The organism is Aquabacterium sp., assembly GCF_030652515.1.
In the GTDB taxonomy this organism is placed as follows: Bacteria; Pseudomonadota; Gammaproteobacteria; order Burkholderiales; family Burkholderiaceae_C; genus Aquabacterium.
The window spans coordinates 1-11,936 of the sequence record NZ_JAUSAR010000131.1; the positions used below are offsets into that span (position 1 = coordinate 1).

An 11,936-nucleotide genomic window follows, 5' to 3' on the forward strand; every position below is an offset into this window, starting at 1 on the left:
GGTCGACCGGGTCCCAGTTGACGACCTGGGTCTTGCGGTAGGCAATGCCCTTCTCAAGCATCTTCAGGAACAGCCACTGGTTCCATTTGTAATACTCGGGCGTGCAAGTGGCGACCTCGCGGCTCCAGTCGATCGCCAGCCCCATGGCCTGCATCTGCTTTTTCATGTAAGCGATGTTCTCGAAGGTCCACTGGGCCGGCGGCACGCCGTTCTTCAGCGCGGCGTTTTCCGCCGGCAGGCCAAAGGCGTCCCAGCCCATCGGCATCAGCACGTTGAAACCCTGCATGCGCAACTGGCGCGTGAGCATGTCGTTGATGGTGTAGTTGCGCACATGACCCATGTGCAGCTTGCCGCTGGGGTAGGGCAGCATGGAGCAGGCGTAGAACGGTTTTTTGTTCTTGTCTTCGGTGACGCGGTAAGCGTCGCGCTCGTTCCAGTGCTGCTGGGCACGGGCTTCGGTGGCGCGCGGGTCGTAAGTTTGGTTTTCGGCTGAGTCGCTCATGGGGGCACCGGCAAGACAAGATCAGGCTGGGCGCTCCTCCTGTGCATGGAGGTGCTCCCAGCCTGTGAAATAGGGAATCCCGGGATTATAGGAAGTGGGCGCTGGGCGGGTACAGCTGCGCTTGCTGCAGGATGCACTTAACAGCCTCGCTCGCCTCGCGGTGGGCATCAATGAGCCGGTTGTAGCGATCGGGCGTGGTGATGATGTACTGGCCTGCGCCTTCTTCCAGCGGTTTGACTTGAACGCCTGCCGGAAGGGGTGGCAAAGGCTGTTGCCAGGCGCGCTCATGGACAAACCAGTACACCGGCTGGGGATGGCCAACGTCCTCGTCCCGGATGTCGGTGTGGTCAACAGTCGCGCCGTCGGCCTGCCAGAAGTGGATGCAGGTGGTGAACAGGGCTTCCACACGGGTGGGTTCTGACCAAAGCTGAGCAGCTTCGCCATTGAATGGGAAGCTCAGGCGCAGATGGTTGTGGGTGCCTTCGTCGCCTTGTCCCAGGCTGACGATGAGGCTGGCGCCGCCCCGCTTGGCCGTCATGAACAACACGCTGAATCCGACGGCGGGATACCGCGCCTGGGGCGCCACGCCTCGCGAATCGCCGTTGCCTGGACTCAAGGCGTTCAGACGCAGACTGTCGGCATCGGTGGGGACGCGTGTCAGAGCGTCCTCCGGCCCCAGAAAATGCCACAGCGTCCCGGCCGGGCAGTGCGGCTGGATGGCCCGCAGGAAGTCGCACAGCCTTTGCGCGCACGACTGCGCATCTTGTCCTTCCTGGTTGGGGGTGCCCAAAAGCAGGACGGTTGGTAGTCGGGGGTAGTCCAGCGGGGCGTCATCGGTGCAGATTCACATTCAGTCACGCGCACGCGCGCCGGTGCCCAGGGCAATCCAGAGTTGTGGTGGGCTGGGGCGGTCTGCGCCCATCAGTTGCCCCCGACCGCGGCTGTGCCCGCATCATTGCCACCCCGGTTCTCCAGCCGTGCTGTTGATCGCGCCACCGCTTCGTGAAGCTTTTGCTCCAACAGTTTTTTTGGGGGCAGGCCGATCAGGTATTCGGCCACATGGATGCCGCTTTGATCCAGCTCCAGCAGTTCGATCTGCTCGCGGTTTTTCCCGGTGCACAAAATAATGCCCAAGGGTGGCGCTTCGCCCGGCTCTTGCTCGTGTTTGGCCAGCCAGCGCAGGTACAACTCCATTTGCCCCTTGTCCGCCGCTTTGAAATCACCCAACTTCAACTCGATGGCGACCAAGCGTTTCAGCTTGCGGTTGTAGAACAGCAGGTCGATGTAGAAATCGTCGTTGTCGATTTGCAGGCGTTTTTGACGGGCGACAAAGGTGAAGCCCGCACCCAGTTCCAGCAGAAAGCTTTCCAGTTCGCGCAGGATGGCATCTTCAAGATCTTTTTCCAGATACCGATCCTGCAGGCCCAGAAAATCCAGGATGTAGGGGTCTTTGAGAACCAGGTTTGGGCTGAGGTCGCCTTGTTCGCGTAAGGCGGTGATCTACGTCGCCACCAGTTCATCGGGCTGGCGCGATAGCGCCGTGCGCTCGAACAGCATGGAGTCGAGTCGGCCTTGCAGGGTGCGTGTGCTCCAGCCTTCGGTGCGGCACATGCCCAGGTAGAAGTTGCGCTTGAGCGGGTCGTCGATGTAGATCAGTGTGCGCAGATGGGTCCAGCTCAATTGTCTACTCAGTGCGTAGACAATGTCTTGAGCCTCAAAGACCTCGGCCAGCCGGAGCATGTGGCGAAGATTTTTACTTCCAAAACCGCGCCCGTGGTCGGCTTCCAGTTGCTGTGCCAGTGAGTTGACAATTTGCTCGCTGTATTCGGCTCGCCCACCTTGAAGCACTTGGGTACGGATGCGCTGGCCGATGCGCCAGTACAGCATGGTCAGGGCCGAGTTGACCGTGGTGGCCAGCCCGGCACGGGCTTCGACGATCAGCTGGCGGATGTCGCTGGCCAATGCGGTGGTGCCTGCTGGATCCCCAGCCGAGGAGCCAGGATGCAGCGCGGCTGGTGCTTGCTTGCTTGCGTGTCATGCCATGCCATGCCATGCCACCCACAGTTCTGGGCACGGTGGTGCGCGTCCAACTTAATTGTCGTTTCACTGATACGACAATTCTTGTTGCCGAGGCAATCATGATGCGACTTCCACAATCTCGCGCAATAAACTTTCTGTTAGCGCCTCCAGCGCCGAGGATGTCAGCCTCGACCATGGTCTGGATGTGGTCGCGGTAATTGCCGCGCACATGCATGGCTTTCAGCCGGTCATCGGCGATGTTCCAGATGAAATCGGCTATCCACTTGAGCTGGCTCTGATCCATGCGCTGCTTGTTCTCTCATCAGCCGGAGAAGTTTTGGGCTGTGTGGCATTGTATGGATGCTCTGGAGCAGGGGCGGCGTTTCTCACTGCGGCAGCGGCTCACAAAACTGCCGAAACAGGTCCGCCAGCGTCTTGCCGGGTTCGTCCTGGAAGGTGCGTGGCCCCACCTCCAGCTGCTGAATGCGATCAATGCGGAACTGGCGGAAGTCTTCCCGCAGCTCGCACCAGGCGGACAGGGTCCAGACGGTGTCCCAATACAGGCAGGCCAGCGGGCGCAGCCAACGGCCTGTGGGCTGGCCGTTCACGTCCTGGTACTGGATGCAAACCACGCTTTTTGATTCGATCGCCTTGCGCAGCTGGCCCAGGCGGTTCAGGTGAAGCGGCTCATGGGGCCGCGAAAGCGAATGCAACTGCAGGCTGTCGGCGGCGGTGCGGCTGTCCGTGGGCAACACGCTCAGGATCTTGCTCAAGGCTTCGTCGGCCTGCGCGGCCAGGTCCGGGTCCAGCCGATTGCGCGCGATGCGCACCGAGGCCACCAGGGCCTGGGCCTGCTCGGCAGTGAACATCAGCGGGGGCAAGTTGTAGTCGCGCGCCACGCGGTAGCCCACGCCCGCCTCGCCCTCGATGGGCACGCCCTGCACCTGCAAGGCGGCCACATCGCGGTAGACCGTCCGTGCCGACACCTCCAGGCGCTGCGCCAGCCAGTCCGCCGTGGACAGGCGGCGGCCTCGCATCAGTTGCAGCAGTTGGAAGAGTCGGTCGGCGCGGCGCATGGTGCCGGTATTGTGCTCAGCTTTGCGCGTGTAGGCCCACGCGGCGGCCCTCCGGGTCGGTCACGTGGGCGAAACAGCCCATGCCCTGGGGCAACTCCTGGCGAGGCGTGATGATGCGGCCGCCTGCGGCTTCAACGCGTTGCAGGGCGGCGTCCAGGCTGGGTTCGGCGTTCAGGTAGACCAGGGCGGCGCCGTGGTGGTCGAGTGGGGCGTTGGGTTCGGCCGTCAGGCAGCCATGGATGCCGCCGTCGTCCGAGGGGAAGACCGCCATGTCGGCCCCGCCAAAGTTCTCGCGCTTGAGTTTGACGCCCAGCATCTTTTCGTAGAACGGCTGGGTGCGCTCAATGCTGCGAACCGGCAGTTCAAACCAGTGGATGGCGTGGCGGATGGCGGTGGTTGGGTTGCTCATGACAGGGCTCCTTGGGGTTGTTGACAGGAGCCCTCATGGTGCCCAGGGGCTCCTGACAGCGTGGTGTCAGCAGGGTGCGTTCGCCAGCGTTTCAAGGTGCTGGGCCAGGCGTGCCTGTGTGGCATCCGAGACAGCGCTCATCGGCGGTCGCAACTCGTTGTCCACCCAGCCCTGGTGGTGCAGCGCGGCTTTGACGCCGCTGGGGTTGGGCTCGTCGAACAGGGTGCGCACCAGGGGTGCCAAGGCATGGAAGATCGCACGGGCGTCTGCCAGCCTTTGCGCTTGCACCGCGCGGTACATGGCCACGAACAGGTCGGGCCGCACCTGGGCCGAGGCGGCGACGGCCCCGTGCCCGCCCATGCACAGTGACGAGAACACGGCCGCGTCTTCACCACTCAGCACGGCCAGGCGCCCATCGGCGATCAGCGCTTGCGTCTTGTCGGGGGATCCCCCGCAATCCTTCAGGGCCTGGATGTTGGGGTGGGCTGCCAGGGTCAGCAGCGTGTCCAGCTGGATGTCGATGCCTGTGCGGTAGGGGATGTCGTACAGCACCAGGGGCACCGCGGACGCGTCGGCCAGACGGGTGAAATGATCGGCAATGCCTGGCTGCGAGGGACGCATGTAATACGGCGCAGGCACCATCACCCCGGCGATGGGTCGGGTGGTGAAGGCTTTCAAGCGCCGCATCAGATCGCCTTGGTGAACACCGGCCAGCCCGACCATCACCGGCAGGCCCGGGGCGGCCTCCAGCACGGTGTCGAGCACGGCCAGTTGCTCGTCATCGTCCAACATGGCGGGCTCGCCGGTGGTGCCCAAAGGGGCCAGTCCATGGACGCCGCTGGCCACGCAATGGCCCACCAATCGCCGCAAGGCCGCGTGGTCTATTGCGCCGTTTTGAAAGGGTGTGACCAGCGGCACCCAAATGCCTGAAAAAACGGAAGACATCGAGAACTCTCCTGAAACATTGACCGCATGAAGGGGCCGTTCAGAAGGGCTCAGGAAAAGTGTGTGCGTGAGCCCAGGCAGGGCACTTCAGCTGCTGTTCCGTCGCTCATCTGGACGGAACAGCGTGGCTCCGGTCAGATGAGCTGCTGTTTTTTGGATTTGAAGGAGAAGGCCGTGGCGTTCATGGCTTGAGTGTACTCAAAGGGGCGTGAAGGCCCGCAGGTGAGGGGGTGATGATTGAAAACCCCACTGTTTGGGGCCCTGTTTTGGCCAACAATGCCACACCCGGGCAGTGCGCAGCCACCTGGGTTGTTCAAAACATCAGTGGAGGAAACCAACCATGTCCATTCATCGCCTTGCCGCAGTCGCGGCCGGTTTGACCGTCGGCTTGTCGAGTCAGGCCGTGCAAGCGCAGTCTTACAGTGCCTTTGACCTGGGCACGCTGGGGGGGAGCACACTCATCGGTACCGCCCTCAACAACCTGGGTCAGGTGGTGGGCTCCAGCACCACCGTCGGCGGCGCAACGCATGCCTTCATCACGGGCGCCAATGGCCTGGGTTTGACCGATCTGGGGACTTTGGGTGGTGCCTCCAGCTACGCGTTGGCCATCAATGATGCGGGCCAGGTGGTGGGTCGTGCCGCTCGGGCCGACGGATTGACGCGCGCATTTGCCACAGGTGCGGGCGGTGTCGGCATGACCGACCTGGGTACCCTGGGGGGCAGCACCAGCGGCGCCACGGGGATCAACAACCTGGGTCAGATCGTCGGCTATGCGGTGGCCGGAGACGGCAATACCCGCGCGTTTTCTGCCGCTTCGGCAGGCGCGCCGCTGGTCAACCTGGGCTCCTTTTCCGGTGGGCGGGGCAGCACGCCCACCGCTTTCAGCGGCGCCAATGCCGTGAATGACTCGGGCAAGGTGGTGGGCAGCGCCACCGAGAGCTGCAATTGCGCGGGCGCGGCCTTCAGCAGCCAGGTGGGTGTTCCGGGCATCAGCCACATCGCCGGGCTCAGCGGCAACATCAGTTCGGCCACTGCCGTGAATGCGTCCGGCCAGATCGTGGGATACACCAACGGTTTCACGGCGACGCCAGAGCTCCCCCCTCATCTGTTGGGCAACCGTGCCTTCGTCACCGGGCCAAACGGTGTGGGCATGACTGACTTGGGTGCCTTGATGGGTGGGGTCGCCAGTGCGGCATTCGCGATCAACAACCTGGGGCAGGTGGGCGGTTCATTCTCGGTCGGCAGCGAATCGCATGGTTTCGTCACTGGGCTGAATGGCCTGGAGTACCTGGACGTCAATTCGCTGGTGGCGCCCATCGCCGGCCTGTACTTCACCAGCGTGGTGGGCCTGAACGATGTGGGTCAGTTGCTGGTCACCGCCAGCAACAGCCGCAGCTACCTGCTGAGTGCCGTACCTGAAGCCGGCACCAACGCCTTGATGGGGCTGGGCCTGGGATTGATGGGCGTGGTCGTGGCGCGCCGCAAAGCCCGCCATCGCGCAGAAGAAGCCGCCGTTTAAGCGGATTGCCTTGCGCCGCCCCGGGTGGGCTCGGCGCAGGCGCTTTCCACCGGCAGTGCGGCGATGAAGTCCCGCACCGCCGAGGCGAAGACCTGTGGTTGCTGGATGGTGACCCAGTGCCCGGCCTGCACTTCACGCCGCGTCAGGCGTGGCACCCAGCGGGCCAGGTCGGCGGTCAGGGCGGGGCTGACAAAGTGGTCCTTCAGGGCGACCAGCAGCAGCACGGGGGCATGCGCAAAGCGCTCGCGCGGATTCATCATGCAGGCGAACACATTGGCGCGGTACAGGTTGATGCCCAAGGCGCCGTCTTCGCCCTGCGAGGCCCGGGGCTCGATGTGGGTGCCTTCCAGCAGGCGCATCAGGCCCGGCCAGTGGCGGCCCAGCACCCGGCGCCACAGGGCTTCGGGCAGCCAGGGCAACTGGAAGAAATAAACGTACCAGGACTTGATCGACTGCATGCCCAACTGGCCCAGGCCAGACAAGCTGGGGTGGCGCACGCGGTCGCGCATCCAGAAGCCGATGTGGTCCAGCGAAGGGCCCGAGCACGAGGTGTAGGAGGCGATGCGGCCTTTCAACGCGGGCTCCGAGACGAACTCCCAGCTCTGCACCGAGCCCCAGTCGTGCGCCACCAGGTGCACGGGCTGGTCGGGGCTGACCGCGTTGATCACGGCGGTGAAGTCCTCGGTCAAGCGGGCCAGCTTGTAATCGGCCACGGCTTGGGGCTTGAAGGACTCGCCCGCGCCGCGCACGTCGTAGGCCACCACGTCAAAGTCGGGCGCCAAGTACTGGGCCACGGCCTCCCACTTGCTGCTGTTGTCGGGGTAGCCGTGCACCAGCACCATGACGGGCTTGCCCGTGGTGCCCCAGCGTCTGAGGGCCAAGCGGCCGCCGGGGGCTTGGACAAAGGAGGTCGTGCTGGTGTCGTTCATCGGCCGGATGTTACTGACTCGCCGGTCAGTGGCCTAGGGGGCGGCGCGACAACAGGGAAGTGCCCGCGACATTCGGCCTGCGGGTCTTCCTGACTTTGCTTGCCAGTCAGGTGGTGCAGGCCTGGCGCACGGCGCGCTCCCACTGCGCCATCAAGGCCTGTGCGCGTTCGCGCGGCTGGGTGGGGTGGAAGACGCGGTCGGTTTGCCACAGGCGGGCCAGCGTGGCGGTGTCCTGGTAGACCCCGCAAGACAAGCCGGCCAGGAAGGCGGCGCCCAGGGCCGTGGTTTCGACCACTTTGGGGCGCACCACCGGGATGCCCAGCAGGTCGGCCTGGAACTGCATCAAGAGGTTGTTGACGCAGGCGCCGCCGTCCACGCGCAGTTCGGTCACGGGGTGGCCCCCGGCGGCGACGGCGTCGCGGCTCATGGCCAGCAGCAGCGCGGCGCTTTGGAAGGCGATGGATTCGAGTGCCGCGCGCGCGATGTGCGCCACGGTGCTGCCCCGCGTCAGGCCGACGATGGCACCGCGTGCATCGCTGTCCCAATAGGGCGCGCCCAGGCCGGTGAAGGCGGGCACGAAGATGACGCCGCCCGAATCGGGCACGCTTTCGGCCAGGGACTGCACCTCGCTGGCGGCGCGGATGGCTTGCAGGCCGTCGCGCAGCCACTGAACCACGGCGCCGCCGATGAAGACGCTGCCTTCCAGTGCATACTGGGCATGTGGCCCAACCTGGGCCGCGGCCGTGGTCAAGAGGCCATTGGCCGAGGGCTGGGCCAGGCCACCGGTGTGCATCAGCATGAAGCAGCCGGTGCCATAGGTGTTCTTGGCCAGGCCGGCGTTGAAGCCCGCTTGCCCGAACAGCGCTGCTTGCTGGTCCCCCGCGATGCCGCCGATGGGCAGGCCTTTCAAGCTATCGACCTCGGCCACGCCAAACGCATGGCTGGACGGGTGCACGCTGGGCAGCAGCGAAGGCGGGATGTCGAGCAGGGTCAACAGCTCTTCATCCCATTGCTGGGTGTGGATGTTGAACAGCAAGGTGCGTGAGGCGTTGCTGACATCGGTGGCGTGCACGCGCCCGCCCGTCAACTGCCACAGCAGCCAGCTGTCCACCGTGCCAAAGGCCAGTTCGCCGCGTTCGGCCGCCGTGCGCGCACCGTCCACGTGGTCGAGCAGCCACTTCAGCTTGGTGCCTGAAAAATACGGGTCGATCACCAGGCCGGTCTTGCTGCGGATGGTGTCGCTCAGGCCGCGCTCGCGCCATTCGGCGCACAGGGTTTCGGTGCGGCGGTCTTGCCAGACGATGGCGTGGGCGATGGGCTCACCGGTGTCGCGGCGCCACAGCACCGTGGTCTCGCGCTGGTTGGTGATGCCGATGGCGCGCACGTCGCTCAAGGCATGGCCTCGCGCCTGGGCTTGTTGCAGAGCAGCCAAGGCGGTGTCGCGCTGGCTGGTCCACAGCTCGATGGGGTCGTGCTCGACCCAGCCGGGGCGTGGGTAGATCTGGCGGATCTCGCGCTGGGCTTGCGCCAGGATCTGGCCGCGTTCGTCGAACACGATGCTGCGCGAACTGGAGGTGCCCTGGTCCAGGGCGAGGATCAAGGCCATGTCAGGGGGCGATGGTCAGGGCCACGCCAGCTTCTTGCAGCAGGGCCGGGAAGGGCGCGGGCGGCAGGGCTTCGGTGAACACGCGTTTGATGTGGTGCAGGCGGCCGGATTCGGCCAGAGCGGCCTGGTTGAACTTGCTCACGTCGGTGGCCAGCCAGCATTCGCGCGCCTGGGTCATCATGGCCTGGGCCACGGGCAGCTCGCGCAGGTCGATGTCGCGCATGGTGCCGTCGGGGTCGATGCCCATGGTGGACTGGATGGTGATGTCCACCTTGAACTGCTGCAGGAAGGCCACGGTGTTGTCGCCTTCGAGCGCGCAGTCGCGGGTGCGCAAAATGCCGCCCGCAACGTGCAGCTTGCAGTCGGGGTGTTCGCTCAAGACCTGGGCGGCGTGCAGGTTGTGCGTGATGATGCGCAGGCCAGGACGGCGCAGCAACTCGCGCGCAATGGCCTCGACCGTGGTGCCATTGCCCAGCATGATGCTGGCGCCGTCGGGGATGGCGGTGACCACCGAGCGTGCAATGCGCGCTTTCGCATCGGCGCGCAGGGCTTGGCGCTCTTTCCATGCGCCCACCGAGGGTGCCGCGCGCGGCAGGCTGACGCCGCCGTGAAAGCGCAACAACAGGCCCGCATCCGCCAGGCGTTGCACATCGCGGCGCACGGTCTGCATGGTCACGTTCAGGCGCAAGGCCAGGCGCTCGACCGAGACGGCGCCGCGCGCACGCACCTCTTCCAACAGCGCGATCTGGCGCGGGTTGGGGCTCCAGTCGTCGTGTTGGTTGGGCGCGGCGACGGCTTCCTTGGGGGGCGTGGGGCTGGGCATCGTCGGCAGGTTAAACGAAAAAAAGCAACAATAGTGAAGATAAACGCGCTTGCCTAGTGGAGAGTGATCGCGTACAACTCACGCCACCTAGAAAAGGAAGCTTCTTTTGTCATTGCCCCCTTCAGAGCTTGCCTCGGCGGACCACCACTGCGACGTCCTCGTGGTGGGTGGCGGCATCAATGGTGTCGGCATCGCGCGTGACCTGGCTGGGCGCGGTTGGAACGTGGTGTTGTGCGAGCAGGACGACCTGGCCAGCCACACCTCGTCGGCGTCCACCAAGCTGATCCATGGCGGGCTGCGTTACCTGGAATACGGTGAGTTCTCGCTGGTGCGCAAGGCCCTGGCCGAACGTGAATTGCTGCTGCGTTCCGCCCCGCACATCATGTGGCCGCTGCGTTTTGTGTTGCCGCACGATGCCTCGATGCGCCCGGCCTGGATGATCCGCATGGGGCTGTGGTTGTACGACAACCTGGCGGTGCGCGAGTTCCTGCCCGGCAGCAGCACGGTCAATTTGAAAGGCGACCCTTTGGGCGCGCCCTTGAACGCCAAATGGTCCAAGGCTTTTGTGTATTCCGATGGTTGGGTGGACGATGCCCGGCTGGTGGTGCTGTGCGCGATGGACGCCGCCGAACGTGGCGCGATGATCCTGCCGCGCACGCGCTGCGAAAAGCTGCAGGCCATGCCCGGGGGCTGGCTGGCTGAACTGGTGAACCGCGATCCGGCCACGCAAGAGCCCACGCACACCATCCGCGTGCGGGCGCGGGCCGTGGTCAATGCGGGCGGGCCCTGGGCCGAGCATTTGCTGAGGCAGGTGATGGGGGTGCAGCCCAAGGCTTCCTCGTCCAGCAAACGTGAGGCTTCGCATGCGCACTTGCGTCTGGTCAAGGGCAGCCACATCGTGGTGCCGCGCATCTTCAATCATGACCACGCCTACATCTTCCAGGGCGAAGACCGGCGCATCATTTTCGCCATTCCCTACGAGCGCAACTTCACCCTGATCGGCACCACCGATGTGGAGCACAAACAAGCGCTGGGTGCGGTGGGTGTGGATCCGGAAGAGGTGATGTATTTGTGCCAGCACGCCAGCCGCTACTTCCGCCAGGCGGTGCAGCCGGGTGATGTGGTCTGGCAATTCGCGGGCGTTCGCCCTTTGCTGGACGATGCCAGTGGCAAGGCTTCGGCGGTGACGCGCGACTACCGGCTGGAGGCGCATGCCCATCCTTCGCCGTGGTTGACGGTGTGGGGCGGCAAGCTCACCACCTTCCGCTTGCTGTCGGAAGAAGCGTCCGACCTGGTAGGGCGCCAGCTGGGCGAGTTGCGCCACCGCTGGACAGCCGACGCGGTCTTGCCGGGTGGGCAGTTGACCGACCTGATCGACGAGGCGGTGCATCCCGAGCTGGACATGACCGAGTTCCAGTCGCGTTTGCGGCGGCGGCATCCCTGGTTGGATTTGGCTTTGATGCGGCGCTGGACTCGCGCTTATGGCAGCCGTGTTTTGCGCTTGCTGGATGGGGTGACATCGCGGGCGGACCTGGGTGAAGAGGTGGCGCCGGATCTGTATGAGATTGAGTTGTTCTACTTGAAACGCCACGAGTGGGCGCACACGGCCGATGACATTTTGTGGCGGCGCAGCAAGTTGGGGCTGCACTACACGCCGGAGCAGCGCCAGGCGGTGGCCGATTGGTTGCTGGCGCAGGCGGCGCCGGGGCGCACGCTGGGGTTTCATCACAGTGGGATGAGTCGCTGAGCGGTTTGCTTGGGTTTGCCTTGCGTTGTTTGGGCAGCGCGGGGCGGGGGATTCGGCGGTGGCGGGCGGGGCTCCTATGGTGGCGGTCCACCGCGTTGCGGCGGACTGCTCTGCGGTGCTCAGCCACGGCGGGCGGCTGCGGAACTCGCTGTCCTTCGGCAGCTCAGACAGTCCTCGCCGACCCCTCGCTGCGCGAGGGGCAACCCGTCGTGGCCTGCGCTCCTCGACGCCCCCGAAGTCGCCCAGCCCGCCACCGCCGAATCCCTGATCCGCCCCGCTGGTGGCGTGGCACGAAATGCAGCCGTGCCATGCCACCAGCGGGGCGAAAAAAGGGCTGGGTGGGTATTCGGCGGGGCGCCTT

At 65.0% G+C, this 11,936-nt stretch carries 10 protein-coding genes and 1 pseudogene; 2 read left to right on the top strand and 9 right to left on the bottom strand.

Annotation, left to right across the window (positions count from 1 at the left end; genetic code table 11):
- From Q7V20_RS15445 to dapA, 6 genes and pseudogenes are all read right to left on the bottom strand, one after another.
- A partial coding sequence (locus Q7V20_RS15445) for a class I tRNA ligase family protein (RefSeq protein ID WP_304792984.1) occupies positions 1-502 on the bottom strand: 502 nt, incomplete at its 3' end.
- 85 nt (positions 503-587) lie between these two features.
- A complete protein-coding gene (locus Q7V20_RS15450; protein WP_304792987.1) occupies positions 588-1,292 on the bottom strand; it encodes an Imm52 family immunity protein in 705 nt (234 codons plus the stop codon).
- Between the two features lie 131 nt (positions 1,293-1,423).
- Positions 1,424-2,509, bottom strand: a pseudogene (locus Q7V20_RS15455) (YhcG family protein).
- Between the two features lie 398 nt (positions 2,510-2,907).
- The gene (locus Q7V20_RS15460) at positions 2,908-3,597 is read right to left on the bottom strand and encodes a YafY family protein (RefSeq protein WP_304792990.1); all 690 of its coding nucleotides are present in this window, start codon (positions 3,595-3,597) and stop codon (positions 2,908-2,910) included.
- 16 nt (positions 3,598-3,613) lie between these two features.
- Positions 3,614-4,006 (bottom strand): VOC family protein, encoded by a 393-nt coding sequence (locus Q7V20_RS15465; RefSeq protein ID WP_304792992.1) that lies wholly within the window; start codon positions 4,004-4,006, stop codon positions 3,614-3,616.
- Positions 4,007-4,072: 66 nt separating this feature from the next.
- Positions 4,073-4,951: a 4-hydroxy-tetrahydrodipicolinate synthase gene (gene dapA, locus Q7V20_RS15470; protein ID WP_304792995.1), complete on the bottom strand. Its 879-nt coding sequence runs from the start codon at positions 4,949-4,951 to the stop codon at positions 4,073-4,075.
- Between the two features lie 340 nt (positions 4,952-5,291).
- On the opposite strand from dapA, the gene Q7V20_RS15475 reads away from it, so the two are divergent.
- Entirely contained in the window at positions 5,292-6,470 is a 1,179-nt protein-coding gene (locus tag Q7V20_RS15475) for a PEP-CTERM sorting domain-containing protein (protein WP_304792997.1), read from the top strand.
- Here the strand turns inward: Q7V20_RS15475 and Q7V20_RS15480 are convergent.
- The 3 genes from Q7V20_RS15480 to Q7V20_RS15490 all read right to left on the bottom strand — a co-directional run bounded on the left by Q7V20_RS15480 (position 6,467) and on the right by Q7V20_RS15490 (position 9,828).
- The gene (locus tag Q7V20_RS15480; RefSeq protein WP_304793000.1) at positions 6,467-7,399 is read right to left on the bottom strand and encodes an alpha/beta fold hydrolase; all 933 of its coding nucleotides are present in this window, start codon (positions 7,397-7,399) and stop codon (positions 6,467-6,469) included. The genes Q7V20_RS15475 and Q7V20_RS15480 overlap by 4 nt on opposite strands.
- Before the next feature lie 106 nt (positions 7,400-7,505).
- Positions 7,506-9,005: a glycerol kinase GlpK gene (gene glpK, locus Q7V20_RS15485; protein WP_304793003.1), complete on the bottom strand. Its 1,500-nt coding sequence runs from the start codon at positions 9,003-9,005 to the stop codon at positions 7,506-7,508.
- 1 nt (position 9,006) lies between these two features.
- A complete protein-coding gene (locus Q7V20_RS15490) occupies positions 9,007-9,828 on the bottom strand; it encodes a DeoR/GlpR family DNA-binding transcription regulator (protein WP_304793006.1) in 822 nt (273 codons plus the stop codon).
- A 106-nt stretch (positions 9,829-9,934) separates the two neighbouring features.
- Between Q7V20_RS15490 and glpD the strand changes: the two genes are divergently transcribed.
- Positions 9,935-11,575 carry a glycerol-3-phosphate dehydrogenase gene (glpD, locus tag Q7V20_RS15495; protein ID WP_304793008.1) on the top strand — a complete coding sequence of 547 codons (1,641 nt, stop codon included), beginning with the start codon at positions 9,935-9,937 and terminating at the stop codon, positions 11,573-11,575.
- Positions 11,576-11,936 lie beyond the last annotated feature (361 nt).

Bases quoted from the DNA above. Each gene is read 5' to 3' on its own strand.
- Q7V20_RS15460 (WP_304792990.1), bottom strand. From the start codon at position 3,597: ATGCGCCGCGCCGACCGACTCTTCCAACTGCTGCAACTGATGCGAGGC.
- Q7V20_RS15465 (WP_304792992.1), bottom strand. From the start codon at position 4,006: ATGAGCAACCCAACCACCGCCATCCGCCACGCCATCCACTGGTTTGAA.
- dapA (WP_304792995.1), bottom strand. From the start codon at position 4,951: ATGTCTTCCGTTTTTTCAGGCATTTGGGTGCCGCTGGTCACACCCTTT.
- Q7V20_RS15475 (WP_304792997.1), top strand. From the start codon at position 5,292: ATGTCCATTCATCGCCTTGCCGCAGTCGCGGCCGGTTTGACCGTCGGC.
- Q7V20_RS15480 (WP_304793000.1), bottom strand. From the start codon at position 7,399: ATGAACGACACCAGCACGACCTCCTTTGTCCAAGCCCCCGGCGGCCGC.
- glpK (WP_304793003.1), bottom strand. From the start codon at position 9,005: ATGGCCTTGATCCTCGCCCTGGACCAGGGCACCTCCAGTTCGCGCAGC.
- Q7V20_RS15490 (WP_304793006.1), bottom strand. From the start codon at position 9,828: ATGCCCAGCCCCACGCCCCCCAAGGAAGCCGTCGCCGCGCCCAACCAA.